Source organism: Mycobacterium sp. P4_H6 (assembly GCF_056400845.1).
Genome location: NZ_JBFUKN010000075.1, coordinates 1 through 23,999, shown reverse-complemented (window position 1 = coordinate 23,999; position 23,999 = coordinate 1). Strand labels below are relative to the sequence as shown.

Sequence of the window (23,999 nt, the reverse complement as noted above, 5' to 3'; positions counted from 1 at the left end):
GCGGCGGGTAGTAGCGGGGATCCCGGGAAGACACGTTGTCGATTGTCCCTCAAACCGGCGGCCACGGTGTGCAGGCCTCCGGTGTGGCTCTGGCGCGCATGGTCAGGCAATATGGACACCGATGGACAGCATGACGGAAGTGACCGAGCAGGCCCCGGATATCGAGCTGCCGCAAGAGCGGCCGCCGGCACTGGAGGCCCTGTTGATGGGCGCCGTCGATACCGCCCGCAGCGCTGTCGAGGAACTCAGCGGCCCCGACAGCGTCGGCGAGTACCTCGGTGCGGTGTTCGACGATCAGACCGCGGCCACCCACCGCTTCCTGGCCGTGCTGCCCGGTTATCAAGGCTGGCAGTGGGCGGTCGTGGTGGCCGGCTATCCAGGTACCGACCATGTGACCGTCAGCGAAGCAGTGCTGGTCCCGGGCCCGACGGCGCTGCTGGCGCCGCAGTGGGTGCCCTGGGATGAGCGTGTCCAGCCGGGTGACCTCGGCCCCGGTGACCTGCTGGCCACCCCGCCGGATGACCCGCGCCTGGTGCCGGGTCACATGTCCAGCGGCGATCCCGAACTCGACGAGCTGGCCGGTGAGGTCGGGCTGGGCCGCCGCCGGGTGCTCAGTCTGGAAGGCCGCCTCGACGCCGCCGAACGCTGGCACGAGAGTGAGTTCGGTCCGGCCTCGGCCATGGCCCGTGCCACCCGCCGGACGTGCCGCGATTGCGGTTTCTACGTTCCGCTGTCCGGATCGCTGGGCACCCTGTTCGGGGTCTGCTGCAACGAATTGTCCGCCGACGGGCACGTCGTGGAATGCGATTACGGTTGTGGCGCCCATTCGGACACCCCGGTGCCCGCGGGCACCGGTTCGCCGCTCTACGTGCCGTATGACGACGGCGTGCTCGACCTGAACACCTAGCCGCGCTCGGCGGCGGCCTTGATACGGCTGAGCGTCTCGTTCATGCCGTCGACGAGTTCGTCCTCGAAGCTGGGCACCCCGCCGAACGCCACATTCACCACCGCGCTGGACATCTTCTTGACCCCGTTGGGGGCGCGGCGGCTCTCCACCACCCGGGTGCCACCCTCGATCGGCTCCAGTTCGAAGCTCCATTCGGTGCCGTTGGCCGCCACCCGGAAGGTGAGCGCGCGCTCCGGATCGATCTCGGTGACGGTGGACGTCGTCGGCCAGAACATCCGGCCGCGCCGGTTGAAGTTCAGTGTCTTGGCGCCCACCCGCATCGGGCCGAGCACCTTCATGGACCGGCACTGCGGGCTCCACTGCGGCATCTTCTCAAGATCCGAGATCAGCGCCCAGACTTCGGCGGGCGGGGCGGCGATATCGATCTGCGCCTGCAGTAGCGGGGCTCCCATGGTTCTCCTCAGGTCTTCAGGTCAGACCCTGCTGGGCACCGCGATCACCGCGACGGGCGGAGCGGCGCTGCAGCAGGAAAATGGAGGTGCCGAGCAGCCCGACGCCCAGTCCGGCCAGCGTGATCGGCCGCCAGTCGTGCAGGCCGGGCACGGTGAACGCCAGCACCACGGCGATCAGCCAGCCGATGGCGATCACGACGATCACCGGTGCCGGTTCGAGCAACCGCGCGGGCAGCGCGGGCGGCTCGGGTGACGGGTTCGCGGTCATCGCATGTCAACCTAGCCGATGGCCGCTGGGTATTGTTCGGACCTGTGACTGACGACGTGGATGCCCGGTTACCGAGCGATCTGTCGTTGGCCGTGGTGCGGCTGGCCCGTCAGCTGCGGTTCCGTCGCCCCGATTCGCCCGTCTCGCTGACCCAGCTGTCGGCGCTGGCCACGGTGTTCAAGGAGGGTCCGATGACCCCCGGCGCGCTGGCCGCGCGCGAGCGGGTGCGTCCGCCGTCGATGACCAGGGTGATCGCCTCGCTGGTGGATCTCGGGTTCGTCGACCGCACCGCGCACCCCGATGACGGCCGGCAGGTGCTGGTGTCGGTGTCTGCCGCCGGCGTCGATCTGATCGAGGCCGAGCGCCGGGCCAGCCGGGAGTGGCTGTCCCAGCGGCTGGCCCAGCTGACCGCCGATGAGCGAGCCACCCTGGTTGCCGCCGCGGACCTGATGCTGGCCATCGTGGACGAAGGCGCCTGAACTGGCTCACATAGTCGATATCGAGGATCCCGCCGACCCGCGCCTCGATGATTTCCGCGACCTCAACAGCGTCGACCGACGTCCCGATCTGCCGAGCGGCAAGGGCCTGGTGATCGCCGAGGGGGTGCTGGTGGTGCAGCGCATGCTGGCCTCCCGGTTCCGTCCGCGCGCACTGCTGGGCACCGACCGCAGGCTGGCGGAGCTGACCGAGGACCTGGCCGGCGTCGACGTCCCGTTCTACCGGGCCACTGCGGAGGTGATGGCCGCCGCGGTGGGATTTCACCTCAACCGCGGCGTGCTGGCGGCCGCGCCGCGACCGGGCGAGTTGACCGTCGACGAGGTGATTGCGGATGCGCGCACCGTCGCGGTGCTCGAGGGCGTCAACGACCACGAGAACCTCGGGTCGATCTTCCGCAATGCCGCCGGGCTGGGCGTGGACGGCGTGCTATTCGGTGTCGGTTGCGCGGACCCGCTGTACCGGCGCGCGGTGCGGGTCTCGATGGGGCACGCCCTGCTGGTGCCCTACGCGTGGGCGACATCCTGGCCCGAGGATCTTGTGGTGTTGCGCGGCAAGGGCTTCCGGGTGTTGGCGATGACGCCCAATCCGGAGGCGCCGACGCTGGCGTCGGCGATGGCCGACCTGGCGGGGGACAAGGTGGCGATGATGGTCGGTGCCGAGGGGCCGGGCCTGAAGGAGCACACCATGCGGTCCGCCGATGTGCGGGTGCGCATCCCGATGTCGCGGGGCACCGATTCGCTGAACGTCGCGACCGCCGCCGCACTCGCGTTCTATGAGCGCGCTAGGTTGGACCCGTGACCGAAGCCGACACACCCTGGGGCACCGGCCTGACGGTCGCGGCCTTCGTGGCCGCGGTGGTGGGCGTGGCGATCGTGGTGCTCAGCCGCGGGTTGATCAGTATCCACCCGCTGCTGGCGGTGGGCCTGAACCTGGTCGCCGTCGGAGGGCTGGCGCCCACAGTGTGGGGCTGGCGCAAGTTACCGGTCTGGCGGTGGTTCGTGTGGGGATCCGGGGTCGGTGTGGCGGTCGGCTGGGTGGTCGCGCTGGCCCTCGCTTTTTCTTAATTCAGCAGCATCGCAGCGATTTTCGTCCGCCATAAGGCGATATCGTCCGCACCGACGATGCGCAGCACGACCTGATCGGCACCGGCCGCGTGGTATTCGGCGACACGTTCGGCGATGCGCTGCGGTTCACCCCAGGCGGTGATGCCGTCGAGCAGCCGGTCACTCACCTGATCGATATCGGCCTCGGTGAAGCCCTGGCGCAACAGGTTTCGGCGGTACCCGCCCGGTTTCCAGGCCAGGAACTCCAGTGGCCCGGATGCCGCCCGGCGCACATCGTCGCGATCGGTCAGCGGGATCACCATCTGCAGCACCGCCAGGGTGCGGTCTGCCCCGAGTTGTTCTCGGGCCTGCGCCACATACTCGGGCGTCACCAAGTAGGGGTACGCGCCGCCGGCACGCTCACGTGCCAGCGCCAGCATGTTCGGCCCGAGCGCGGCCAGTACTCCGGCGCGGATGCCGGCCGCATCCAGTTCGTCCAGATAACCGCCGATGGTCTCCAGTGGCCGCGGACCGTGCGCACCACCGATTCCCACCACGAACCGGCCCGGTTCCAGGTCGCCGTGCAGGGCGATGACGTCGGCGGCCGGCACCCGCGATACCGAGATGATCCCGGTGGCAACCGGAATGGTGCTGGTGGCGCGCACCGCCGCCGCGATCATCGGCAGGTCGCCGGACCGCCACAAGGTGGCGTACCCGAGGTCCTGCGCCTGCCGCGCCTCCTCGGCGACGACGGCCGCGTCATCGGTGTACGGATTGCTGCTGGCCAGCCCGATCGCACTCATGGGTCGGACGGTAGAACCTCAACCTTCATTCAGGTCAAGCCCTTTCAGTGACGGCGGCAGATCACCGTGGTGCAACACGCCCAGACGCTGGGTGGCGCGGGTCAGGGCGACATAGAGTTCGGCCGCCCCGCGTGGGCCGTCGGCGATGATCCGCTCCGGGGCAACCACCAGCACGGCGTCGAACTCCAGTCCCTTGGTCAGTGCGGCCGGCACCGTGCCGGGCACCCCGGGCGGGCCGATCACCACGCTGGTGCCCTCGCGGGTCGCCTCGTCCTCGACGAATTCCTTGATCGCCGTGTCGAGTTCGTCTTCGCTCACCTTCCTCGACCACGGCTGCACGCCGCACGAGCGTACCGATTCCGGTGGCTGGATACCTGGCGCGAACTCGGCGAGCACCGCGGCGGCGACGGCCATGATCTCCGCCGGGGTGCGGTAGTTCACCGTCAGCGGCCGATACACCCAGCGCTTCTTCACATACGGCGCCAGCATGGTGTCCCAGGACCGTGCACCCGCTTCGGAACGACGTTGCGCCAGGTCGCCGACGATGGTGAAGGATCGCGCAGGGCAGCGCCGCATCAACACCCGCCAATCCATCTCCGAGAGTTCCTGGGCCTCGTCGACCACCACGTGGCGGTAGGTCCAATCCCGGTCCGCGGCTGCGCGTTCGGCCAGTTCGCGGTTGTCCTGCTCGATGAACCTGTCGGCCAGCTCCTCGGCGTCGATGAGATCCGCGGCGATCAGATGGTCCTCATCGTCCATCAGGTCCTCGCGGGCCACCATCAGATCCAGCACGCCCGCGGCGTACGCGGCTTCCTCCTGGCGTTCCTTCTCGGCGTTCGCATCGGGTTTGATCCCGCCGAGCAGATCCACCAGCTCGTCGAGCAGCGGGACGTCCGACACCGTCCAGGCCCGCCCGTCCTGTCGCCACAACGACTCGTCGGCACCGGCGGCCTTGAGTCGTTCGGGGGATTCGTAGAGGGCACCCAGCAGCGATTCCGGTGTCAGTTCCGGCCACAGTTCGTCCAGCGCAGCCTTGAAGGCATCGTGATCTTCGAGCTCATCGAGCAGTTCGGCGCGCAGATGCTCCCAGGCCTGCTTGTCGTCACGGGTCAACCAGCCCTTGCCGATTCGCGCGATCGCGCGTTCGGTGAGCACCCAGGTGATGACATCGGTGAACACCGCCCGGGCGTCGTTGTGCGGCAGCCCCGCCTCGCGTGCCTCCTGGATCGCCCAGGCGGCGGCCTCGGCGTTGATCTCCACGGTGACGTCGGCCAGCTTGATCGGCAGCGGATCCTCCGGGGTGCGCTGACGGTCGGCGACGGCGGCCTTGAGGACGTCGAGCATCTTCAGGGAACCCTTGGCCCGCGCGGCATCCGGGGCATCCTCGGCGGTGGTGTGCAGCCCCGGCACGAGGTCGCCGGTGGTCATGAACACGACATTGGTCTCACCGAGTGAGGGCAGCACCCGGCCGACGTGGTTGAGAAACGCCGGGCTGGGGCCGATGACCAGCACGCCGTGCCGCTCCATCCGCTCGCGCTGGGTGTACAGCAGGTAGGCCACCCGGTGCAGCGCCACCACTGTCTTGCCGGTGCCCGGGCCGCCCTCGATGACGAGCACCCCGGATTGATCGAGCCGGATGATCTCGTCCTGCTCGGCCTGGATCGTCGCGACGATATCGCTCATGCCCTCGGTGCGCGGTGCGTTGACGGCCGCCAGCAGGGCGGCGTCGCCGCGCTCACCGGCGTCGGGACGGCCCAGCACCTCATCAGTGAAGTCGAGGACCTTGCGCCCGCGGGTGTGGAACTGGCGCCTGCGCCGCATGTTCTCCGGGCTGGCGGCGGTGGCCACATAGAACGCCCGGGCCGCCGGTGCCCGCCAGTCCAGTAGCAGCGGCTCGTAGTCGTTCTCGTTGTCGAACAACCCGAGCCGCCCGATGTAGGACCGCTCACCTTCGATGCTCTCGAGTTGGCCGAAGCACAGTCCACTGTCGGCCACGTCGAGCCTGCTGACCTCTTTGCCCAGCGCACGCACGTCGGCGTCGCGGTTGACCAGGGTGGACCCGTCCTGTTTGTCGATATCGCCCTTGAGCGCCGCGGAATAGCGGTCCTTGGCGCGCGCCCGTTCGCCATCCAGCCGGTCATACAGCGCGGCCACGTACCCGCGCTCGGCCTCTAGTTCTGCCTGGTAGTCCTGGGTTGTCATGTGCCCCTTGTTGTTTCGTAAGTTCTGGTTCACGCGTTCAGCAGCATCTTTGCGGCCCTTGCCGCCCCGTCGGTGCGAATGGTGCCGGCCACGGCGATCGCTCTGGTGTGGGTCTCGGGGGTCAGTACCAGCCTAAGCGCCTCCGCGAGTGAATGGACGGTCGGCGTCGGGTCGTAGTGCGCCACCCCGATGCCCAGGTCGGCGACCCGGCCCGCCCAGTAGGGCTGATCGACGATCTGCGGAACCACCACCTGCGGTGCTCCGGCCCGCGCCGCGGTTGTCGTGGTGCCCGCGCCGCCGTGGTGTATCACCGCCGCCACCCGCGGGAAAAGTGCCTGCTGGTTGACCTCGCCAATGACGAAACTGTCGGGATCGGCCGTGCTCAGGCCCGCCCATCCGCTGCCGATCAGCACCCGGTGGCCATGGGCCCGGATCGCCTCGATGGCCACCTGGGCGGCCTCCTCGGGTGCGGTCACGCTGCCGAAGCCGACGAACACCGGCGGCGGGCCGGCGTCGAGGAACGCCTGCAGATCGGGTGGTAGCGGGCGCTCATCGGGCACGATCCAGGCGCCGGTCTGCACGACGTCGAAGCCGGGGTGGGCGTGTAGCGGGCTCAGCACCGGGTCGGACGCGAGCCAGGGGGATTCGGTGAACGTGTGGTCTCGGACGTTGTCCACCGGTTCCAGGCCTCTCGCTGTCCGATTGTCGTTCAGCGCGGGGCCGTAGAGCACCTGGATCTTCTCGGCGTCCAGATCCCACAGCACCCGGTTGTCGGTCTCACCATCGGGAAACGGTTTCCCCGGCCGCGGCAGCGGGCGGTAGTCCGGAGACGGCAGCACCTGCGGGGTGAACATGACGCATCGGTAGGGCACGTGGAGCAGTTCGGCGATGGAGCGCATCCCGGCAGGCATCAAACCGGTCGCGACGATGGCGTCGCATTCCGTGGCGGTATCGAGCAGCTCGAACTGGCCGGCCACCAATGCTGCGGCGAGTGCAGGCGCGTCCTTATGGGTGGCCTTCTGGACGTGCACCAGCTCGCGCACCGAGGGTCCGGTCGGCACCATCGGCACCCCGGCCGCCTCGAGCAGATCGGTGAAGTCCGGCGGCGCGCAGATCAGGGCGTCGGCACCCTGCTTGTGCAGTTCGAGCGCCAGCGCCAGCAGTGGCTCGATATCCCCGCGCGACCCGAACGTGTACAGCAGAACTCGCATTATGTGGCCCCCTGGTGTGGTCAATTTTCTTTCAGGCGAGCGATTTTGCGGCATGACCCGGGTCTTGCCGCAAGCCCCGGGGTGCGCTATAAATTGAGAGTGGGAAGGCGAAGGCCTTCCCTTTTTCGTGCCCGGATGTCGGTTCGGGGGACTTGATGCTCCTATCTCTGTCAAGGGTTTAAGCAGCGTCGATGAGTTGAATGTTGAGCCAGGTGCGGTAGTTGGCGGCCAGGGTGTCATTGCGGGTGAGTCCGCGTTCGAGTCGCGAGATCTGGGTGGGCCAGAGTCCGAAGTGGTTGGCGACGGCGGTGAGGGTGATGTTTCGGGCTTGGCGGGCGGGACGTAGGTCGCTGTAGTCATCGATCGGGCACGGTTTGGTGAGGTGTGTGAACATCTCGCGGGCGATCGCTCGTTTCAGTAGGCGCAGGATGTCTTTTTTGGATCGTCCGGCGGCCAGTTGGCGGGCGACGTAGTCGCGGGTGCGTGGGTCGTGAGACCAACGGACCAGGGCGATGCGGTGCAGGGCGTTGTTGGCGGCTCGGTCTCCGCCGCGGGAAAGCCGGTGGCGGGTGGTTTGTCCCGAGGAAGCCGGGATTGGTGCGGCCCCGGCGAGCATCGCGAACGCGGCCTCAGACCGGAGCCGGTGAGCATTGGTGCCGGCGGTGATGAGCAGCTGGGCGGCGGTGTCAGGGCCGACGCCGTAGGCCGCCCGCAGGGCGGGGTTGAGCGCGGTCGTGAGGGTGTCGATCTGCGCGGTCAGCTCGCGGTCTTGGCGCTCGAGGAACGCGATGCGCTGCGCCAGGGCTTTGGCCGCAATCAGCACCGCCACCGAGGTCGGGTCCTCCTGGGCGGTGGGTTGGCAGCGCGCTAACGCTTCGAGCAGCCGCAGGTTGGTGGTGTAGCGGCGATAGCGCTCACGCAGCTCGGCTGGGGCGGTGATGAGGAGGTCTTTGATCTGCTGGATGGCTGCGGTGCGGGCTTTGATCGCGCCGCGGCGGGCGATCAGCAGGGCTTTGAGGGCGCCGGTGTGGGGGTCTTTGGGTATGGCCAGGCCGTGGCCGGCCAACACCGCGCGGGCCGCGGCGTAGGCATCCAGTGGATCGGATTTACCTTGACGGCGGCGGGCGGAACGGTCGGGTCGGTTGACTTCAACGACGTGAATATCGTTGGCATGCAATGCTTGTGTGAGCCCTGCGCCGTAGCTGCTGGTGCCTTCCACCCCGACGCTGACGATCTCACCGAAGCTGCGGGCCCAGCAGATCGCCGCCCAGTAGCCGGTGGGGTTGGTGCGGAACTCGGCATCGCTGAGCAGTTGCCCGGTATCGGTGATCGCGGCGATGTGGATGGTGTCCAGATGGGTGTCGGCGCCGATGACGACCCGGCGGGGGGATGTCACGATGGTGGTGTCCTCTCCTGCACAGTGAAACCTGCGGTGGGTGACAACCCGGTAGGGCGGGCAGACAAGACATTGATGAGGTAGCGGACAGGCTCCTGATTAAGTCATGTCCGCCCTACCAGGGCTGTTGTGGTGCTTGCCCGCACGTCGCCGGTGAGACAAATCAATTGGAAGACAACCCAGCAGGGCGTCAGTCGGACTCAGGGTCATCACCGGCGGCGAACGAGCAAGACCATCCTCACCCGAACCCGTTTAACAGCATCAATGTCATGGTCGCGCGGTAAAATCGAACACATATTCGAAGTCTTGGATCGGGCCGCGATTGCGGAGTTGAGCGATGAGGCGCTCATCTCGGCGGTGACGGCGACGACCCAGAACGAGGCGTCGGTGGCGGCCTACCGGTTGGCGTTGATCGGTGAGGTGGTGGCCCGCCAATGTGATGACGAGGATGACGTCATCGCCCATCAGGTCATCGACGGCTGGGCGTGGGCGCAGGCCGCGGTGGCAGCGGCCTGCAACCTGAACACCCACGCCGCGTCCAAGCAGATGCGCATCGCCCAAGCCCTGCGTGACCGGCTGCCCCGCACCGCCGCCCTATTCGCCACAGGCGCGATCTCGATGGCGGTGATCGATGCGATCACCTGGCGCACCCACCTCGTCGACGATGACGACGCGCTCGTGCTGATCGACACCGCGATCGCCGGGGAAGCGGGCGAATATGGCGCACACTCCGAGAAACAGCTGATCGGCGCCATCGACCTGTGGGTGGAGAAATTCGACCCCGAAGCAGTCGTGCGCTCCAAACGCAACGCCAAAGACCTCTACGTCGAATTCGACGACAAAGACGACCCCAACGGAGTCGCCTCCTTCTGGGGGCGGCTGCGCGTCACCGATAAAAAGAGCCTCGAAAAACGCCTCAATGATCTGGCCGACACCGTCTGCGGCAACGATCCCCGCACGCGGGGCGAGCTGCGTGCCGCGGCGTTGGCCGCGTTGGGTGCGGTGGGTCCGCAACTGGAACGGCTCGCGTGCGCGTGTGGGGACGCTGGGTGTGAGGGCAGCGGGAAAGATCCGCGCTCGGGCGCAGTCACCATCTACGTGCTCACCGACCAGGTGCCCGCCGCCGGCGAAGAGTCTCCGCGGCACACCACCCCGGGCACCACGGGCACCCCGGAAACTGCGCCGGTGGCGCCCGAGTCGGAGTCGGCGGCCCCTGGCGATGGGGACGCACCGTCATCCGAACCTGCCGCGCCCGCAGCGAACACCCCTCCCGCGGCGTGCAACCCGAGCCCAGGCGTGATGCTCGACGGCGCCATCATCCCCGCCAACATGCTGGCCGACCTCGTCGCCACCGGCGCCAAAGTGAAGCCGCTCTCCGAGATCGCCGACCTGCCCGCCGAACGCCAATACCGGCCCTCGACCGCACTGACCGCCTTCGTGCGCATGCGCGCCATGACGTGCAGCTTCCCGGGCTGCAACCGGCCCGCCCACCGCTGTGACCTGGACCACCTGACCCCGTGGCCCGCCGGGGCCACCCACCCGGGCAACCTGGCACCACTGTGCCGTCTGCACCACTTGATCAAGACGTTCTGTGGTTGGGAACCGGCAGCGAAACCCGACGGCCGCATCCAATGGAGCGCACCGACCGGGCACACCTACACCAAGGCGCCCGGGGCAGCAATCATGTTCCCGCACTGGAACATCGAGACACCCATTTCACGAAAACGCGCCATCAGCCTGATCAACGACACCGACCGCCATACCAAGATGCCCACCCGAAAACGCACCCGCGCGCAGGATCGTGCACAAAGGATCAAAGCCGAGCGGCAACGCAACGCAGCCGAACTCGCCGAGAACAACAGCGACCCGCCGTTCTGACGTGGGGCGCAACGAGAACCGCCCGATCGAACACCGCGATATTCTCGCGGCCTCGACCGGGCGGTTGTGCTCTCGGTGTCAGGAACTCCGGATCAGGCGGTGGCCTGCTCCGCCTCTTCGATGTTCACCATGTCGGCCAGCCGGCCGATGATGATGTCCTCGGCTTCGCTGACCATCCGCGAGATCAGCTCGTCGACGGACGGGATGTCGTGAATCAGGCCCATGACGGTTCCCGCAGTCCAGATGCCGGCGTCGACATCGCCGTCGTCGAACACCTTGCGGCCACGCACACCGGCCACCAGATCCTTGACGTCCTCGAACTGTCCGCCGCCCTTGAGGATGTCCACCACCTCACGCGAGACGACATTGCTCGCGACCCGGGCAGTGTTGTGCAGGCTGCGGAAGATCAGCTCGGTGCCCCGCTCGTCGGTCGCCACGATGGCGTCCTTGACGTTCTGGTGGATACAGGACTCCACGGTGGCCATGAAACGGGTGCCCATGTTGACGCCGTCGGCGCCCAGTGCCAGCGCGGCGACCAGGCCGCGCGCATCACCGAAGCCACCCGAGGCGATCATCGGGATCTCGATCTCCTTGGCCGCGGCCGGGATCAGCACCAGGCCCGGGATGTCGTCCTCGCCCGGGTGACCGGCGCACTCGAAGCCGTCGATGCTGATGCCATCCACGCCCAGCGTCTGCGCCTTGATGGCGTGGCGCACCGAGGTGCACTTGTGCAGCACCTTGATGCCGTTGTCATGGAACATCGGCAGGTGCGGCGCCGGGTTGGATCCCGCGGTCTCCACGATCTTCACCTCGGCGTCGACGATCACCTTGCGGTACTCGTCATACGGCGGCGGGTTGATGGCCGGCAGGATCGTCAGGTTGACGCCGAACGGCTTGTCGGTGAGGTCGCGGGTCTTGGCGATCTCGTTGGCCAGGTCGGCCGGGGTCGGCTGGGTCAGCGCGGTGATGAAACCCAGACCGCCGGCATTCGCGACGGCCGCGACGAGTTCGGCGCGACCCACCCACTGCATACCGCCTTGGGCGATCGGATGTTCCACACCGAACGCCTCGGTGAACTTGGTGACCAGTGACATTGTTTCCCCTACCTAGGAGCCATGCGGATCGCGCCATCCAGCCGGATGACCTCACCGTTGAGCATCGGGTTTTCCACGATATGCACGGCCAGCGCGCCGTACTCGTCCGGGTCGCCCAGCCGTGCCGGGTGCGGAACCTGCTGTCCGAGGGACTTCTGGGCCTCCTCGGGCAGGGAGCCCAGCAGCGGGGTCTTGAACAGACCCGGCGCGATGGTGCAGACGCGAATCAGGCTGCGCGACAAGTCACGTGCGACCGGCAGGGTCAGCCCGACAACGCCGCCCTTGGACGCCGAGTAGGCGGCCTGGCCGATCTGCCCGTCGAACGCCGCGACCGACGCGGTGTTGATGATGACGCCGCGCTCCTCGCCCTTCAAGGGCTCGGTCTTGGCGATGCGCTCGGCGGCCAGCCGCAGCACGTTGAAGGTACCGATCAGGTTGACCTCGACGACCTTGCGGAAACCGTCCAGCGGGAACGGGCCTTCCTTGCCGAGGGTCTTGATCGCGTTGCCGATGCCGGCGCAGTTGACGTTGATACGCACCGGGCCGAGCGACTCGGCCACATCGAGGGCCTTGCTGACCGCATCCTCATCGGTGACGTTGGCGGCGACGAACTTGGCCCGCTCGCCCAGCTCGGCGACCGCTTCCTCACCCTTGAGGTCGATGACGACGACGGAGGCGCCGGCGTCGAGCAGTCGCTTGGTCGTCGCCAGCCCGAGGCCCGAGGCCCCGCCGGTGACGACCGCTACCGAATCCTTGATCTCCACGTGCTGCAGTTCCTTTCGTTGAAGGTCGGGTTCTCAGGCCCAGTCTTTGAGGACGGTCTCGTTGTCCGCGCCGATCAACGGCGGCGGGCTCGGCACGGCCGGCTCACTGCGCGAGAAGCGCGGGGCCGGCATCGGCTGCAGGCCGTGCTGGGTCTCGTAGAAGGTGGAGCGCTCGGCGATGTGCGACTCGTCGAGCACCTCGCCGAACGCGAGCACCGGCGTCGCACAGGCATCGGAGCCGGCGAAAATCGCCGCCCACTCATCGCGGTCCTTGGTCTTGAACACCTCGGTGAAGGTGGCCCGCAGTTCTTCCCAGCGGCTGATGTCGTTCTGCCCGGGCAGGGTGTCGGGGTCCAGGCCCAGCTTGGCCAGCAACTCCGCATAGAACTGCGGCTCGATGGCGCCGATGGCGAAGTACTTGCCGTCGGCCGTCTCGTAGGTGTCGTAGTAGGGGGCGCCGGTGTCGAGCATGTTGGTTCCGCGCTCGTCGCTCCACACGCCCTGCGCCCGGAAGGCCCACATCATCTGGATCAGCACGCTGGAGCCATCGATCATCGCGGCATCGACGACCTGGCCCTTGCCCGAGGTCTGCCGCTCCCACAGCGCCGAAAGGATGCCCAGCAGCAGGAACATCGACCCGCCGCCGAAGTCGCCGGCCAGGTTCAGCGGCGGCACCGGACGCTCACCCTGGCGCCCGATTGCGTGCAGCACACCGTTGAGCGAGATGTAGTTGATGTCATGGCCGGCCTGCAGCGCACGCGGACCCTCCTGGCCCCACCCGGTCATCCGGGCGTAGACCAGCTTCTCGTTGACCTTGGCGCAGTCCTCGGGCCCCAGGCCCAGGCGTTCGGTGACACCCGGCCGGAAGCCCTCGATCAGCACATCGGCCTTGGCGACCAGGTCGAGGACGAATTGGCGTCCCTCATCGGATTTCAGGTCCGCGGTGACCGAGCGCCGGTTGCGCAGCATCGCGTCCGAGATCGCGCCGTTCTTGGCCGTGGGGCGATCGACGCGCACCACCTCGGCGCCCAGATCTCCCAGAATCATGGCCGCGTGCGGGCCGGGGCCGATGCCGGCCAATTCCACGACTCGCAAACCCTGCAGTGGTCCCGCCATGCCTACCGTCCTTCGCCGTTGAGTACCGAGTAGTTGACCGCCGACATAGCTTACTTGTATAACCAAGTCGACCGGCCGCGGGTCACCTACCCGCCAAACCTGAGGGCGTACAGATGACGTATCGCAGCATCGATCAGTTGACCGTGGAGCTCGCCGATGGCGTGCTGGCGGTGACCCTGAACCGGCCCGACAGCCTGAACTCGCTGTCGGAGGCCATGCTGACCGGTATCGCCGACGCCCTGGAGACGGCCGCCACAGATCCCGCGGTCCGCGTCGTGAAGTTGTCCGGCGCGGGCCGCGGTTTCAGCTCGGGCGCCGGTATCAGCGCCGAGGATGTGTCCGCGAAATCCGTCAACGGCCCCGAGGTGGTGCTCGACGCCGCCAACCGGGCGGTGCGTTCCATCGTTGCGCTGCCCAAACCCGTCGTCTCGGTGGTGCAGGGCCCGGCCGCCGGCGTCGGCGTATCGCTGGCCATCGCCTGTGACGTCGTACTCGCCTCGGAGAAGGCGTTTTTCATGCTGGCCTTCACCAAGATCGGGCTGATGCCCGACGGCGGCGCGTCGGCGCTGATCGCGGCGGCGGTAGGCCGGATCCGCGCGCAGCGGATGGCGCTGCTGGCCGAACGCATCACCGCGGCCGAGGCCTACGACTGGGGTCTGGTCACCTCGGTGCACGCCCCGGAGGACCTCGACGCGGCCGTGGCCAAGGTGCTCGGCACCCTGGCCGGCGGACCGGCCGTCGCCTTGCGCAAGACCAAACAGGCCATCAACGATGCGACTCTCACCGAGCTGGAAGCAGCGATCGGGCGTGAGCGTGAGGGCCAGCTGATCCTGCTGACCTCCCCGGATTTCGCCGAAGGCACCAAGGCGTTCCAGGACGGCAGGCAGGCCACCTTCACCGACTCCTGACCTCGCGTGCCCGGAAAATCAATGGACTGACAGGCCATCCGTCGGCGACCATCTATGGGTGAGTACGCAATTGGACGCCGGCGGCTGGCGCGTACTCGCACCCTTCAAGATCCGCGATTACCGCCTGCTGGTCGCCGCCGTCGCGCTGTCGATCTTCGCCACCGGCATGTGGACCGTGGTGATGGCGCTGCAGGTCATCGCCCTCAGCAACGACCCGGCAGCGCTGTCCCTGGTCGCGGCGTGCATGGCCGTCGGCCTGGTGGCGTTCGTCCTCGTGGGCGGCATCGCCGCGGACCGGTTTCCGCAGCGCCGCATCATCATCCTGGTCGAGGCGGTCAACACCGCCGCAGTGACCTCGGTGGCGGTGCTCGGGCTGCTCGACGCGCTGCGGCTGTGGCACATGGCGGTCGCCTCGGCGGCCCTCGGCATTGCGGCGGCGTTCTTCTTTCCGGCCTACAGCGCCTACCTGCCGCGGCTGCTGCCGCCCGAGCAACTGCTGGCGGCCAACGGAATTGAGGGCGTCATGCGCCCGACGCTGCAGCAGGCCATCGGCCCGGCAGCGGCCGGTCTGCTGATCGGCGCCACCTTCCCCACCGTCGGTCTGGTCATCTGCGCGGTGCTCTTCGGCGTCGGTCTCACGCTGCTGATCGCGACGCGTCCCGTCGTGCAGCGGGTGGTATCCGAACACCAGAAACCGCATGTCCTCACCGACCTGCGCGAGGGTTTCGTCTTCATGGTGCGCACGCCCTGGCTGCTGGCCACCCTGTTGTTCGCCAGCGGTTTCATCCTGCTCATCATGGGCCCGATCGAAGTGCTGCTGCCGTTCATCACCAATGCGCGTTTCGAGCACGGCGAACGGATCTTCGGGTTCGTGCTGGCCGCGTTCGGTCTCGGCAGCGCGGTCGGCGCGCTGGCGGTGTCGTCGTGGCGGCTGCCGAAGCGCTACATGACGGTGTTGATGGTGTGCTGGGGCCTGGGCAATCTGCCGATCGTCGCCATCGGGTACACATCATCGTTTCCGTTGATGGCCACGGCGTCCTTCATCATCGGCGTGACCTCGGGCGCGGCCATGGTCATCTGGGGCACGCTCCTGCAGCGCCGGGTGCCGTCCGCGATGCTGGGCCGGGTATCGAGCCTGGATTTCTTCGTGTCGCTGGTGTTCATGCCGGTGTCTATGGCGCTGGCCGGGCCGTTGTCCAAGGTGATCTCGATCGAGACCATCTACCTGGTGGCCGGCGTCGGCCCGGTATTCCTGGGACTGATTGCCTATTTCGCTGCCCGGATGTACCGCGACGAGATCGAGCACCCGCTCGACGCTTAGCGAAATCCGAAGTCAGACACCGAAGATGGGCGGCAGCGCCAGCACCATCACCAGGCCCCAGAAGAAATGGACAAGCATGGGCGCCAGCACCCCGCCGGTCGCGCGGCGTAAGACCGCACAGACGGAGCCAAGGATGATCGCGGCGAAACCGAGCATCGGATTACCCGTGGTGGCCGCTGTGGCAATCACGTACAACACGGTGGAGGCGGCCACCGGATGGTGCTTGAGCAGCGCCGTGTACAGCGAGCCGCGGAAGAACATCTCCTCCGCGAGTCCGTTGATCACCGTGATGAAGACGATCAGGTACAGCGGGCCGGCGTTCGAGTACTGCAAGACATCGCGGATGTAGTCGTTGATGCCCGGGATTTCGCGCGCCACCAAGCCGCCGAGCACGAACACCGCCCCGAGCCCCAGCCCGATCGCCGTCCCGGTGATGACCGGACGCCGGTCCCGTCCGCGGAAATCGACGTGCCCCATGTGCAATGGCCCGGAGAGAAATGCTCCCGTGGCCCACACACCGGCCAGCGCGAGGGTGAGCCAGACGAACGTGTCGTCTCCGGGCGGCCGGCTCAAGGAATAGCCGAGCAATGCGGCACCGATCAAAAGCACGGCGCCGACCACGAATTTGCGTCTGCCGATCACCGCGGGCGCCTCGTTGAAAGGTGGCGCCTTCCTGGCTGCGATCCTGCGCAGCTCACCGGTCCAACTTGTCGGCGGGGTCACGGGCCCTGTCATCGCGGATCGACTTTCGCCGCCAGATCCGCCAGCGCGTCGAGGCCGGTGCGCACCGCTGCTCTGGCGGGGCCCGGCAGCGGCGTCAGCATGGACAACGCCGGTCTGGCGATCCACGGTGTCAGCTGCCGGATGCGGGCGGTGTCGCCGCCGGCCCAATCCGGGTCGGTGTCGGCGAGGTGATGGGAATCGGCCAGGTTGTTGACCGGACGGCGCGGGTGCATGGCCAGTGCCCGCTGGATGGCGTCGTCGATGCTCAACAGACCACCGTCGGGATCGGGCACCAGATCGCGCAGCCCGTTACCGTTGGCGGTCATCGGATAGTCAAGGGAGGCAGTCAGATCCGCGGTCAGCCCGCCGGGCACCGGCAGCACCGCGGCCGAGACCAGCGAGACCAGCCCGGTGGGCACACCGCCGACCGGGACCTCGAACTGCCAGTTGCCGTTCAACCGCGCGTAGCTGGCGATCAAGTCACGGTAGGTGGTGGTCTCCGTGCCGCTGATGTCATAGGAACCGGCCGGGACACGATCCGAGTCTGCCGCGGCCACAAGGTAATACAGCACATCGCGGATCGAGATCGGATCGATCGGATTGGACATCCAGCTCGGCAGCGGCAGCACCGGGAACCGATCGCTGACATAGCGCAGGATCTCGAACGACGTCGACCCCGCGCCGATGATCAACGCGGCGCCCAGCCAGACGACCTCGGCGCCGCCGTCGACGTGCAGGGCCTCGGCCACCTCGGCGCGCCCGGCCAGATGGTCGGACAGCGTCTCACCGCCCGGGACGAATCCACCCAGGTAGACGATGCGGTGCACCCCGGCGGCCCGGGCCGATTCGGCGACATTGGCCGCGGCGCGGTTGTCGGATTCCCGGAAACCGGATTCCCCGATGCCGTGCAGCAGGTAGTACACCACATCGATCTGGCCGGCCAACTCGAAAGCCACTGCGGTGGACTCGGATTCGCGAGCGTCCATCGCGACGACGGTGACGTCGTCGAACCAGCCGTACTCCCCCAGCCGCGCGGGGTTTCGGCTGGTCACCACGACTTCGTGGCCGGCCTCGAGCAGTTCGGTGACGAGGCGCGAGCCGATGTAACCGGTGGCACCCGTCAACAGGATCCGCATAGCCCCAACGTACCCACGCCGGCGCGGACGAAACCGGACTAGCGGTGCAGCTCGATGAGCCCCTGATACACCTGCGCGTTCAGTTTGTTGCCCGCTTTCTCGTCCTCGCTGAGGTCGCGGCGCACCTTGCCCGGCACCCCGGCGACCAGCGAACCGGGCGGGATGACGGCGCCCTGCGGGACCACCGCACCCGCCCCCACCAGCGATCCTGCGCCGATGACCGCCCCGTTGAGCACGATCGCGCCCATCCCGATCAGGCAGTCGTCCTCGATGGTGCACCCGTGCAGCACCGCGTTGTGACCGACGCTCACACCGCTGCCGACGCGCAGCGGAAAACCCGGATCAACGTGAGCAGTGACACCATCCTGGAGGTTGGAGCCGAACCCGATCTCGATGGGTTCGAACTCGGCACGCAAGGTGGCGTTGTACCAGACGCTGACCTTGGCGGCCAGCGTCACCGGACCGATCACACTGGCGTTCGGCGCCACCCACGATTCGGCGTGCAACTGCGGGGCGCGGCCCTGGATGGGGATGATCAGCGGTTCAGGCATGGCCGTCATCGTAACTAGACGCCCTGATACACCTTGCGATAACTGGACGGGGACATGCCGACGCCGCGGCGCAGATGGTGACGCAGGTTGCCGCCGGTGCCCAGCCCGGACAGCCGCGCGACCTCATCGACGGGCAGATCCCGCGACTCCAGGAGCTCCCGCGCCCGGTCGATGCGCCGGTTGCGAATCCAACTGCCCGGCGCCTCACCGGTTTCCGCGCGGAAGCGGCGATTGAAGGTGCGCGGACTCATGTGGGCGTGCCGGGCCAGCGCCTGCACCGTCAGTTCCTCGTCGAGATGGGCCAGCGCCCACTCCCGGGTGGCGGCGGTGGAGGCGTGATCGGCGACCGGCACCTGCCGGTCGATGAACTGCGCCTGACCGCCCTCCCGCCACGGGGGCACCACGCAGTAGCGGGCCACCTCGTTGGCGACCTGGGTGCCGTGATCGGACCGGATGATGTGCAGGCACAGGTCGATCCCGGCGGCCAGCCCCGCCGAGGTGAGCACATCGCCGTCATCGACGAACAGCACGTTCTCGTCGACCAGCACGCTGGGAAACAGCGCGCGCAGCGTGTCGGCGAAGCGCCAGTGCGTGGTCGCCGGCCGCCCGTCCAGCAGCCCGGCGGCGGCCAGTACGAACGCGCCGGTACAGATGGACACCACCCGGGTGCCGGGCCGGATGGTGCGCAGCGCGGCCGCGACCTCGGGTTCCAGCGTGCCGTCGATGCGGGCGGGTGCGTATCGGGTACCGGGGATGACGACGGTGTCCGCGGAGGCCAGGGCCTCGGGGCCGGCTGTCGCGGTCATCGAGAAGCCGTTGATCGTCGGCACCGGCCCGGAACCGAGGGAACACACCGTGACCGCGTAGAGCGGGGCGCCATCCGGTCCCTCCGCCTGGCCGAACAGCGTCGGCGCGATGGTGGCGTCGAAGCCGACTACCGGCGGCAACAGCAGGACGGTCACGCGGTGCATACCCCAGTTTGGCACGTTTTTGATGAGTGCTGTCGTTTATGCCACTAGGCGGCACCTTCGGGAACGGCGAACATCGACCCATGACACTTCTGCGCGCCCGCGGCCGCCTGCATTGGTCATGGGTCGTGGCCGGCGTCAGCTTCGTCGCGATCCTCGGCGCCGCCGCCTTCAGGTCGGTGCCCGGGGTGATGATGAACCCGCTGCACCACGAGTTCGGCTGGTCGCACGGCACCGTCGGCGTGGCGATGGCCGTCAACATGACGCTCTACGGCCTCACCGCCCCGTTCGCCGCCGCACTGATGGACCGCTTCGGTGTCCGGCCGGTGCTGTCCGGCGCGCTCGTGCTGATCGCCGCAGGCTCGGCGCTCAGCGTCGTCATGACCGCCAGCTGGCAGCTGGTGCTCTTGTGGGGTGTGCTCGTCGGCATCGGGACCGGCGCCATCTCGATGGGATTCGTCGCGACGGTGGCCACCCGGTGGTTCGAGGCCCGGCGCGGCCTGGTCACCGGTGTGCTGACCGCCGCCAGCGCCACCGGACAACTGATCTTCCTGCCCGTGGTGGCCGAGGTGACCACCCGGCACGGCTGGCGCTGGGCATCGCTCATCGTGGCCGCCGCCGCGCTGGCCGTGGTGCCGCTGGTGGCGGTGTTCATGCGCAACCGTCCGCAGGACATCGGACTGACCGCGTACGGCGCCGACCCGTCCGATCCCGGCGCATCCGAGCCCACCGTGCTGCCGACGGGCACCTTCAGCGCCGCCTTCGACGGGCTGCGCATCGGGTTGCGCTCCCGCGCGTTCTGGCTGCTCGCCGCCAGCTTCGCGATCTGCGGGATGACCACCAACGGCCTCATCGGCACGCATTTCATCCCGGCGGCCAACGACCACGGCATGCCCACCACGCTGGCGGCCGGCCTGCTGGCCACCATCGGCGTCCTGGACGTGGCCGGGACCATCTTCTCGGGCTGGCTCACCGACCGGGTGGATCCGCGCCTGCTGCTGTGCGTCTACTACGCCGGGCGCGGTGTCTCACTGCTGTTGCTGCCGTCGCTGCTCTCCCCGAACGCCGAGCCGGGCACATGGGTGTTCATCATCTTCTACGGGCTGGACTGGGTGGCGACCGTGCCGCCGACGATCGTGCTGTGCCGCGATTTCTTCGGAACCCGCTCGCCCATCGTGTTCGGCTGGGTGTTCGCCTCACACCAGCTAGGAGCGGCGATCGCAGCGGCCGGCGCGGGCTGGATCCGGGATCTCCAAGGCACCTATGACCTGGCGTTTTACCTTGCCGCCGGGTTGTGTTTCGGGGCCGCGCTGCTCTGCGCCGGAGTGCGCAGGCCGGTAGTGCCGGTTCCGTAGCATTTGGCTGCGCTCACCAGGACGCATACGATTCATCCGGCGCCGCGGGGACGCCAGAGGCTTTGAAACCGAGGCTTTCAACAAACCGGTCAGCCGCGTCCCCGCTTGAGACGCGCCGACCCAGTCATGAGCGGGAGGAAAAACACGTGCACGCTCGCACCGGCAAGCTCTTCGGCGTCATGGTCGCATCGTCGGCCATCGTTTTCGCAGGAACCACCGTGACGGCTCACGCCGACGATCCCACCACCACCCCCCAGATGGTGATCGCAGAACCGAAGGGCCCCACGTGTGACGCCACCGTGAAGTCCGAGGCCACCGGCCCCGGTTCGCTGACCGGCCTGGCCAAGGCGCAGTCCTCGACCGCACTGGCGAGCATCCCGGCGATCTCGACCTTCAGCAACGCCATCTCCGGCCAGGTGAACCCGGAGGTGAACGTGGCCGCCGTGCTCGACAACGGCCCGTACATCGTGTTCGCGCCCAGCGATGCGGCGTTCGCGAAACTGCCGCCCGAGAAGCTGGAGTCGCTCAAGACCGACCCGGTCGCACTGACCGCGCTGGTGTACTACCACATGGCGCTCGGCATCCTCGGCCCCGACGATATCGAGGGCACCATCTACACCCAGCAGGGTAAGCCGGTGATCGTCAAGGGCAGCGGCGGCGACATCACGGTCAACGACGCCAAGGTCGAGTGCGGCGGTATCGGCGCGGACCACATGCGCGTCTACATCATCGACACCGTGCTGGACCCGGCCGCGGCGCCGACCCCGGTCACCACCAGCACCTCGACGACCAGCACCACGTCGACCACGTCCGCCACCGAGACCACGACGTCGGCCGCGCCGACGTCCGGGGCTGCCGAGACGCCTGCGACGGCCACCCAGACCGTCACGGTGACGGCGCCTGCACCCGCCGGCTAGTTCATACGCAAAAACGGCGCCCACTCTTCTGAGTGGGCGCCGTTCTTGCGTTGTGGGACTTACAGACCCAGATCGCGGCCGATGATCTCCTTCATGATCTCGGTGGTGCCACCGTAGATCGTCTGGATGCGCACATCGACGTAATCCTTGGCCACGCGGTACTCGTTCATGTAGCCGTAGCCGCCGTGCAGCTGCAGGCAGGAGTCGACGACCTTCTTGCCGAGCTCGGTGCACCACCACTTGGCCTTGGAGGCCTGCACCGCGGTCAGTTCACCGTCGACGACGGCGCGCAGGCACCGGTCGACGTACTGCTCGGCGATGTCGAGTTCGGTGTCCAGCTCGGCCATCACGAAGCGGCTGTTCTGGAAGCTGCCGATCGGCTGCCCGAATGCCTTGCGGTCCTTGACGTATTGCAGCGTCTCGTTGAACGTGGCGCGCGCCCCGGCGACACCGGCGATGGCGATGGACAGGCGCTCGGACGGCAGGTTCTCCATCAGATGGTAGAAACCCTTGCCCTCGGTGCCGAGCAGGTTGGCCGCGGGGACGCGGACGTCCTCGAAGTTCAGCTCGGAGGTGTCGGCGGCGTGCTGGCCCATCTTGTCCAGCTTGCGGCCTCGGGTGAAGCCCGGGGTGTCGCGCTCCACCACCAGCAGTGAGAAGCCCTTGTGACCGGCTTCCGGGTCGGTGCGCGCCACCACGACCACCAGGTCGGAGTTGATACCGGCCGAGATGAACGTCTTCGATCCGTTGATGATGAAGTCGTCGCCGTCGCGTACCGCGGTGGTCTTGATGCCGGCGAGGTCGCTGCCCGCGCCGGGCTCGCTCATGGCGATCGCGCCGATCAGCTCTCCGCTGGCGAAGCCGGGCATCCAGCGCTCCAGCTGCTCCTTGGTGGCCAGGTTCTTGAAGTACGGGCCCACGATGTCGTTCTGCAGGCTGACACCCGGGCAGGCCAGCCCGAACTTGGAGAACTCCTCGACGATCACCGCGTTGAACCGGAAGTCGTCGACTCCGCCGCCGCCGTACTCCTCGGGCATGTTGAACCCGATCAGGCCGTAATTGCCTGCTGCCACATACGCTTCGCGGGCGACGAGGCGGTCGGCCTCCCATTTCTCGACGTTGGGCAGACACTCCTTCTCCAGGAACTGCTTGGCAGTCTCCCGAAGCTGCTCGTGCTCGGTTTCGAAAACCAGTCTCTTCACTGTTACTTCGCTTTCCAGACCGGCTCGCGCTTCTGCGCGAAAGCCATCGGTCCCTCTTGTGCGTCTTCGGTCTTGAGAAGGGTGGCGAACTCGCCGAAGGTCTGTTTCCAGAACGGCTCGTCGGCGGCGACGACGCCGTCGATCGCGCCGTAGGACACCCGCTTGCTGGCCCGAACGGCCAACGGCGCGTTGACCGCAATGCGTTCGGCCAGTTCCAGTGCGGCGTCGACGACGGTGCCGTCCGGCACCACCTTGTTGATCAGGCCCCACTTGAGCGCATCCGCCGAAGACAGCGGTTCGCCGGTGTACACCAGCTCCAGCGCCAGCTTCTGCGGCAGCTGCTGCACGATGCGGAACACCCCGCCGGCGCCGGCGATCAGACCGCGCTTCACCTCGGGCAGACCGAATTTGGCGCGCTCCTCGGCGACCACCAGGTCACTGGCCAGGGCCAGTTCGGTGCCGCCGCCCAGTGCGGTGCCGTTGACCGCGGCGATGGTCGGCTTGTCGACGAAGTGCCGCACGTACCCGGCGAAGCCCCACTCCGGGTGATCCGGGTGGAACAGGTTCTCCCCGCGCGAGATCGCCTTCAGATCGGCACCGGCGCAGAACGACTTGTCCCCGGCGCCGGTGAGCACGATCGCCCGGACCTCCGGATCCTCCTGCGCGGCCTGCAGAGCGTCGCCGACACCGATGGACACCGCCGCGTTGACGGCGTTGCGGGCCTCGGGCCGGTTGATCGTGATGATCAGGACGTTCCCGCGCCGCTCGGTGAGCGCGCCAGGCGCCTCGGCCGAGGTCACAGCAGTTCCAGGATGGTCGCGTTCGCCTGACCGCCACCTTCACACATGGTCTGCAGTCCGTACTGAATGTTGTTGTCCCGCATGTGGTAGAGCAGCGTGGTCAGGATCCGCGCACCGGACCCGCCGAGCGGGTGGCCCAGGGCGATGGCGCCGCCGTTGGGGTTCAGCCGGCTCTCGTCGGCCCCGATGTCCTTCAGCCACGCCAGCGGCACCGGCGCGAACGCCTCGTTGACCTCGAAGACACCGATCTGATCGACGGTCAGGCCGGATTTGGCCAGCGCCTTCTGGGTGGCCGGGATCGGCGCGGTCAGCATGATGACCGGGTCGGCGCCCGCGAGCACCGCGGTGTGCACCTTGGCAAGGGGCTTGAGGCCCAGCTCTTTTGCCTTCTCCGCCGAGGTGATCAGCAGTGCGGCCGAACCGTCGGAGATCTGGCTGGAGTTGCCGGCGTGGATCACACCGTCCTCCTTGAAGGCCGGCTTGATC

General features: G+C 67.8%; 25 protein-coding genes. 9 read left to right on the top strand and 16 right to left on the bottom strand.

Features of this window, described 5'->3' with window-relative positions:
* Nucleotides 1-130 precede the first annotated feature (130 nt).
* Nucleotides 131-907 (top strand): DUF3027 domain-containing protein, encoded by a 777-nt coding sequence (locus tag AC1DTF_RS24645; RefSeq protein WP_057168476.1) that lies wholly within the window; start codon nucleotides 131-133, stop codon nucleotides 905-907.
* On the opposite strand, the gene AC1DTF_RS24640 is transcribed toward AC1DTF_RS24645, so the two are convergent.
* The gene (locus AC1DTF_RS24640) at nucleotides 904-1,359 is read right to left on the bottom strand and encodes an SRPBCC family protein (RefSeq protein WP_477475979.1); all 456 of its coding nucleotides are present in this window, start codon (nucleotides 1,357-1,359) and stop codon (nucleotides 904-906) included. The genes AC1DTF_RS24645 and AC1DTF_RS24640 overlap by 4 nt on opposite strands.
* Before the next feature lie 16 nt (nucleotides 1,360-1,375).
* Nucleotides 1,376-1,627: a DUF2530 domain-containing protein gene (locus AC1DTF_RS24635; protein WP_057168474.1), complete on the bottom strand. Its 252-nt coding sequence runs from the start codon at nucleotides 1,625-1,627 to the stop codon at nucleotides 1,376-1,378.
* A gap of 44 nt (nucleotides 1,628-1,671) precedes the next feature.
* On the opposite strand from AC1DTF_RS24635, the gene AC1DTF_RS24630 reads away from it, so the two are divergent.
* From AC1DTF_RS24630 to AC1DTF_RS24620, 3 genes are all read left to right on the top strand, one after another.
* Nucleotides 1,672-2,106: an Rv0880 family HTH-type transcriptional regulator gene (locus AC1DTF_RS24630; protein ID WP_477475978.1), complete on the top strand. Its 435-nt coding sequence runs from the start codon at nucleotides 1,672-1,674 to the stop codon at nucleotides 2,104-2,106.
* 109 nt (nucleotides 2,107-2,215) lie between these two features.
* Nucleotides 2,216-2,923, top strand: coding sequence for a TrmH family RNA methyltransferase (locus AC1DTF_RS24625; protein WP_477475977.1), 708 nt, complete (start codon nucleotides 2,216-2,218; stop codon nucleotides 2,921-2,923).
* A complete protein-coding gene (locus tag AC1DTF_RS24620; RefSeq protein WP_057168471.1) occupies nucleotides 2,920-3,189 on the top strand; it encodes a DUF2537 domain-containing protein in 270 nt (89 codons plus the stop codon). The genes AC1DTF_RS24625 and AC1DTF_RS24620 overlap by 4 nt, the downstream gene beginning before the upstream one ends.
* On the opposite strand, the gene AC1DTF_RS24615 is transcribed toward AC1DTF_RS24620, so the two are convergent.
* The 4 genes from AC1DTF_RS24615 to AC1DTF_RS24600 all read right to left on the bottom strand — a co-directional run bounded on the left by AC1DTF_RS24615 (nucleotide 3,186) and on the right by AC1DTF_RS24600 (nucleotide 8,780).
* On the bottom strand, nucleotides 3,186-3,971 hold the full coding sequence (locus AC1DTF_RS24615; RefSeq protein WP_057168470.1) for a TIGR03620 family F420-dependent LLM class oxidoreductase: 786 nt from the start codon (nucleotides 3,969-3,971) through the stop codon (nucleotides 3,186-3,188). The genes AC1DTF_RS24620 and AC1DTF_RS24615 overlap by 4 nt on opposite strands.
* Nucleotides 3,972-3,989: 18 nt before the next feature.
* The gene (helR, locus tag AC1DTF_RS24610) at nucleotides 3,990-6,173 is read right to left on the bottom strand and encodes an RNA polymerase recycling motor ATPase HelR (RefSeq protein ID WP_057168469.1); all 2,184 of its coding nucleotides are present in this window, start codon (nucleotides 6,171-6,173) and stop codon (nucleotides 3,990-3,992) included.
* A 29-nt stretch (nucleotides 6,174-6,202) separates the two neighbouring features.
* The gene (locus AC1DTF_RS24605) at nucleotides 6,203-7,384 is read right to left on the bottom strand and encodes a glycosyltransferase (RefSeq protein WP_477475976.1); all 1,182 of its coding nucleotides are present in this window, start codon (nucleotides 7,382-7,384) and stop codon (nucleotides 6,203-6,205) included.
* 178 nt (nucleotides 7,385-7,562) lie between these two features.
* Nucleotides 7,563-8,780, bottom strand: coding sequence for an IS110 family RNA-guided transposase (locus AC1DTF_RS24600; protein WP_477475975.1), 1,218 nt, complete (start codon nucleotides 8,778-8,780; stop codon nucleotides 7,563-7,565).
* Nucleotides 8,781-9,086: 306 nt separating this feature from the next.
* Between AC1DTF_RS24600 and AC1DTF_RS24595 the strand changes: the two genes are divergently transcribed.
* Entirely contained in the window at nucleotides 9,087-10,658 is a 1,572-nt protein-coding gene (locus tag AC1DTF_RS24595; RefSeq protein ID WP_477475974.1) for an HNH endonuclease signature motif containing protein, read from the top strand.
* A gap of 92 nt (nucleotides 10,659-10,750) precedes the next feature.
* Here the strand turns inward: AC1DTF_RS24595 and AC1DTF_RS24590 are convergent, their stop codons facing one another.
* The 3 genes from AC1DTF_RS24590 to AC1DTF_RS24580 are packed head-to-tail and all read right to left on the bottom strand — an operon-like array spanning nucleotide 10,751 to nucleotide 13,632.
* Nucleotides 10,751-11,752, bottom strand: coding sequence for an NAD(P)H-dependent flavin oxidoreductase (locus tag AC1DTF_RS24590; protein ID WP_477475973.1), 1,002 nt, complete (start codon nucleotides 11,750-11,752; stop codon nucleotides 10,751-10,753).
* Between the two features lie 8 nt (nucleotides 11,753-11,760).
* Nucleotides 11,761-12,516 carry a 3-hydroxyacyl-CoA dehydrogenase gene (locus tag AC1DTF_RS24585; RefSeq protein ID WP_477475972.1) on the bottom strand — a complete coding sequence of 252 codons (756 nt, stop codon included), beginning with the start codon at nucleotides 12,514-12,516 and terminating at the stop codon, nucleotides 11,761-11,763.
* A gap of 33 nt (nucleotides 12,517-12,549) precedes the next feature.
* Complete coding sequence (locus tag AC1DTF_RS24580) at nucleotides 12,550-13,632, bottom strand: CaiB/BaiF CoA transferase family protein (RefSeq protein WP_477475971.1); 1,083 nt, start codon at nucleotides 13,630-13,632, stop codon at nucleotides 12,550-12,552.
* 113 nt (nucleotides 13,633-13,745) lie between these two features.
* On the opposite strand from AC1DTF_RS24580, the gene AC1DTF_RS24575 reads away from it, so the two are divergent.
* Nucleotides 13,746-14,540: an enoyl-CoA hydratase gene (locus tag AC1DTF_RS24575; RefSeq protein WP_057165744.1), complete on the top strand. Its 795-nt coding sequence runs from the start codon at nucleotides 13,746-13,748 to the stop codon at nucleotides 14,538-14,540.
* A 58-nt stretch (nucleotides 14,541-14,598) separates the two neighbouring features.
* Nucleotides 14,599-15,861 carry a tetracycline efflux MFS transporter Tet(V) gene (gene tet(V) / locus AC1DTF_RS24570; protein ID WP_477475970.1) on the top strand — a complete coding sequence of 421 codons (1,263 nt, stop codon included), beginning with the start codon at nucleotides 14,599-14,601 and terminating at the stop codon, nucleotides 15,859-15,861.
* A gap of 12 nt (nucleotides 15,862-15,873) precedes the next feature.
* On the opposite strand, the gene AC1DTF_RS24565 is transcribed toward tet(V), so the two are convergent.
* Genes AC1DTF_RS24565 through AC1DTF_RS24550 form a run of 4 tightly spaced genes read right to left on the bottom strand, consistent with a single transcriptional unit; the run spans nucleotide 15,874 to nucleotide 19,242 of the window.
* Nucleotides 15,874-16,596 carry a lysostaphin resistance A-like protein gene (locus AC1DTF_RS24565; RefSeq protein ID WP_477475969.1) on the bottom strand — a complete coding sequence of 241 codons (723 nt, stop codon included), beginning with the start codon at nucleotides 16,594-16,596 and terminating at the stop codon, nucleotides 15,874-15,876.
* Nucleotides 16,593-17,720, bottom strand: a complete 1,128-nt coding sequence (locus tag AC1DTF_RS24560; protein WP_477475968.1) for an NAD(P)H-binding protein — start codon at nucleotides 17,718-17,720, stop codon at nucleotides 16,593-16,595. The genes AC1DTF_RS24565 and AC1DTF_RS24560 overlap by 4 nt, the downstream gene beginning before the upstream one ends.
* A gap of 38 nt (nucleotides 17,721-17,758) precedes the next feature.
* Entirely contained in the window at nucleotides 17,759-18,280 is a 522-nt protein-coding gene (locus AC1DTF_RS24555) for a gamma carbonic anhydrase family protein (RefSeq protein WP_200962060.1), read from the bottom strand.
* Nucleotides 18,281-18,285: 5 nt separating this feature from the next.
* Nucleotides 18,286-19,242, bottom strand: a complete 957-nt coding sequence (locus AC1DTF_RS24550; RefSeq protein ID WP_477475967.1) for a GlxA family transcriptional regulator — start codon at nucleotides 19,240-19,242, stop codon at nucleotides 18,286-18,288.
* An 80-nt stretch (nucleotides 19,243-19,322) separates the two neighbouring features.
* Here AC1DTF_RS24550 and AC1DTF_RS24545 point away from each other — a divergent pair, with 80 nt between their 5' ends.
* Both AC1DTF_RS24545 and AC1DTF_RS24540 read left to right on the top strand, forming a co-directional pair.
* A complete protein-coding gene (locus tag AC1DTF_RS24545; RefSeq protein ID WP_057165739.1) occupies nucleotides 19,323-20,594 on the top strand; it encodes an MFS transporter in 1,272 nt (423 codons plus the stop codon).
* A gap of 146 nt (nucleotides 20,595-20,740) precedes the next feature.
* Nucleotides 20,741-21,511, top strand: a complete 771-nt coding sequence (locus tag AC1DTF_RS24540) for a fasciclin domain-containing protein (protein ID WP_477475966.1) — start codon at nucleotides 20,741-20,743, stop codon at nucleotides 21,509-21,511.
* A 59-nt stretch (nucleotides 21,512-21,570) separates the two neighbouring features.
* Here AC1DTF_RS24540 and AC1DTF_RS24535 read toward each other — a convergent pair whose 3' ends face one another.
* The 3 genes from AC1DTF_RS24535 to AC1DTF_RS24525 all read right to left on the bottom strand — a co-directional run.
* Complete coding sequence (locus AC1DTF_RS24535; RefSeq protein ID WP_057165737.1) at nucleotides 21,571-22,713, bottom strand: acyl-CoA dehydrogenase family protein; 1,143 nt, start codon at nucleotides 22,711-22,713, stop codon at nucleotides 21,571-21,573.
* A 2-nt stretch (nucleotides 22,714-22,715) separates the two neighbouring features.
* Nucleotides 22,716-23,513 carry a crotonase/enoyl-CoA hydratase family protein gene (locus AC1DTF_RS24530; RefSeq protein WP_057165736.1) on the bottom strand — a complete coding sequence of 266 codons (798 nt, stop codon included), beginning with the start codon at nucleotides 23,511-23,513 and terminating at the stop codon, nucleotides 22,716-22,718.
* Nucleotides 23,510-23,999 (bottom strand): thiolase family protein (locus AC1DTF_RS24525; protein ID WP_477475965.1); only part of this gene is annotated, 490 nt, incomplete at its 5' end. The genes AC1DTF_RS24530 and AC1DTF_RS24525, both read right to left, overlap by 4 nt.

Coding starts and splice junctions, on each gene's coding strand:
- AC1DTF_RS24645 (WP_057168476.1), top strand. CDS start 131: ATGACGGAAGTGACCGAGCAGGCCCCGGATATCGAGCTGCCGCAAGAG.
- AC1DTF_RS24640 (WP_477475979.1), bottom strand. CDS start 1,359: ATGGGAGCCCCGCTACTGCAGGCGCAGATCGATATCGCCGCCCCGCCC.
- AC1DTF_RS24635 (WP_057168474.1), bottom strand. CDS start 1,627: ATGACCGCGAACCCGTCACCCGAGCCGCCCGCGCTGCCCGCGCGGTTG.
- AC1DTF_RS24615 (WP_057168470.1), bottom strand. CDS start 3,971: ATGAGTGCGATCGGGCTGGCCAGCAGCAATCCGTACACCGATGACGCG.
- helR (WP_057168469.1), bottom strand. CDS start 6,173: ATGACAACCCAGGACTACCAGGCAGAACTAGAGGCCGAGCGCGGGTAC.
- AC1DTF_RS24605 (WP_477475976.1), bottom strand. CDS start 7,384: ATGCGAGTTCTGCTGTACACGTTCGGGTCGCGCGGGGATATCGAGCCA.
- AC1DTF_RS24590 (WP_477475973.1), bottom strand. CDS start 11,752: ATGTCACTGGTCACCAAGTTCACCGAGGCGTTCGGTGTGGAACATCCG.
- AC1DTF_RS24580 (WP_477475971.1), bottom strand. CDS start 13,632: ATGGCGGGACCACTGCAGGGTTTGCGAGTCGTGGAATTGGCCGGCATC.
- AC1DTF_RS24575 (WP_057165744.1), top strand. CDS start 13,746: ATGACGTATCGCAGCATCGATCAGTTGACCGTGGAGCTCGCCGATGGC.
- AC1DTF_RS24565 (WP_477475969.1), bottom strand. CDS start 16,596: ATGACAGGGCCCGTGACCCCGCCGACAAGTTGGACCGGTGAGCTGCGC.
- AC1DTF_RS24560 (WP_477475968.1), bottom strand. CDS start 17,720: ATGCGGATCCTGTTGACGGGTGCCACCGGTTACATCGGCTCGCGCCTC.
- AC1DTF_RS24555 (WP_200962060.1), bottom strand. CDS start 18,280: ATGACGGCCATGCCTGAACCGCTGATCATCCCCATCCAGGGCCGCGCC.
- AC1DTF_RS24550 (WP_477475967.1), bottom strand. CDS start 19,242: ATGCACCGCGTGACCGTCCTGCTGTTGCCGCCGGTAGTCGGCTTCGAC.
- AC1DTF_RS24545 (WP_057165739.1), top strand. CDS start 19,323: ATGACACTTCTGCGCGCCCGCGGCCGCCTGCATTGGTCATGGGTCGTG.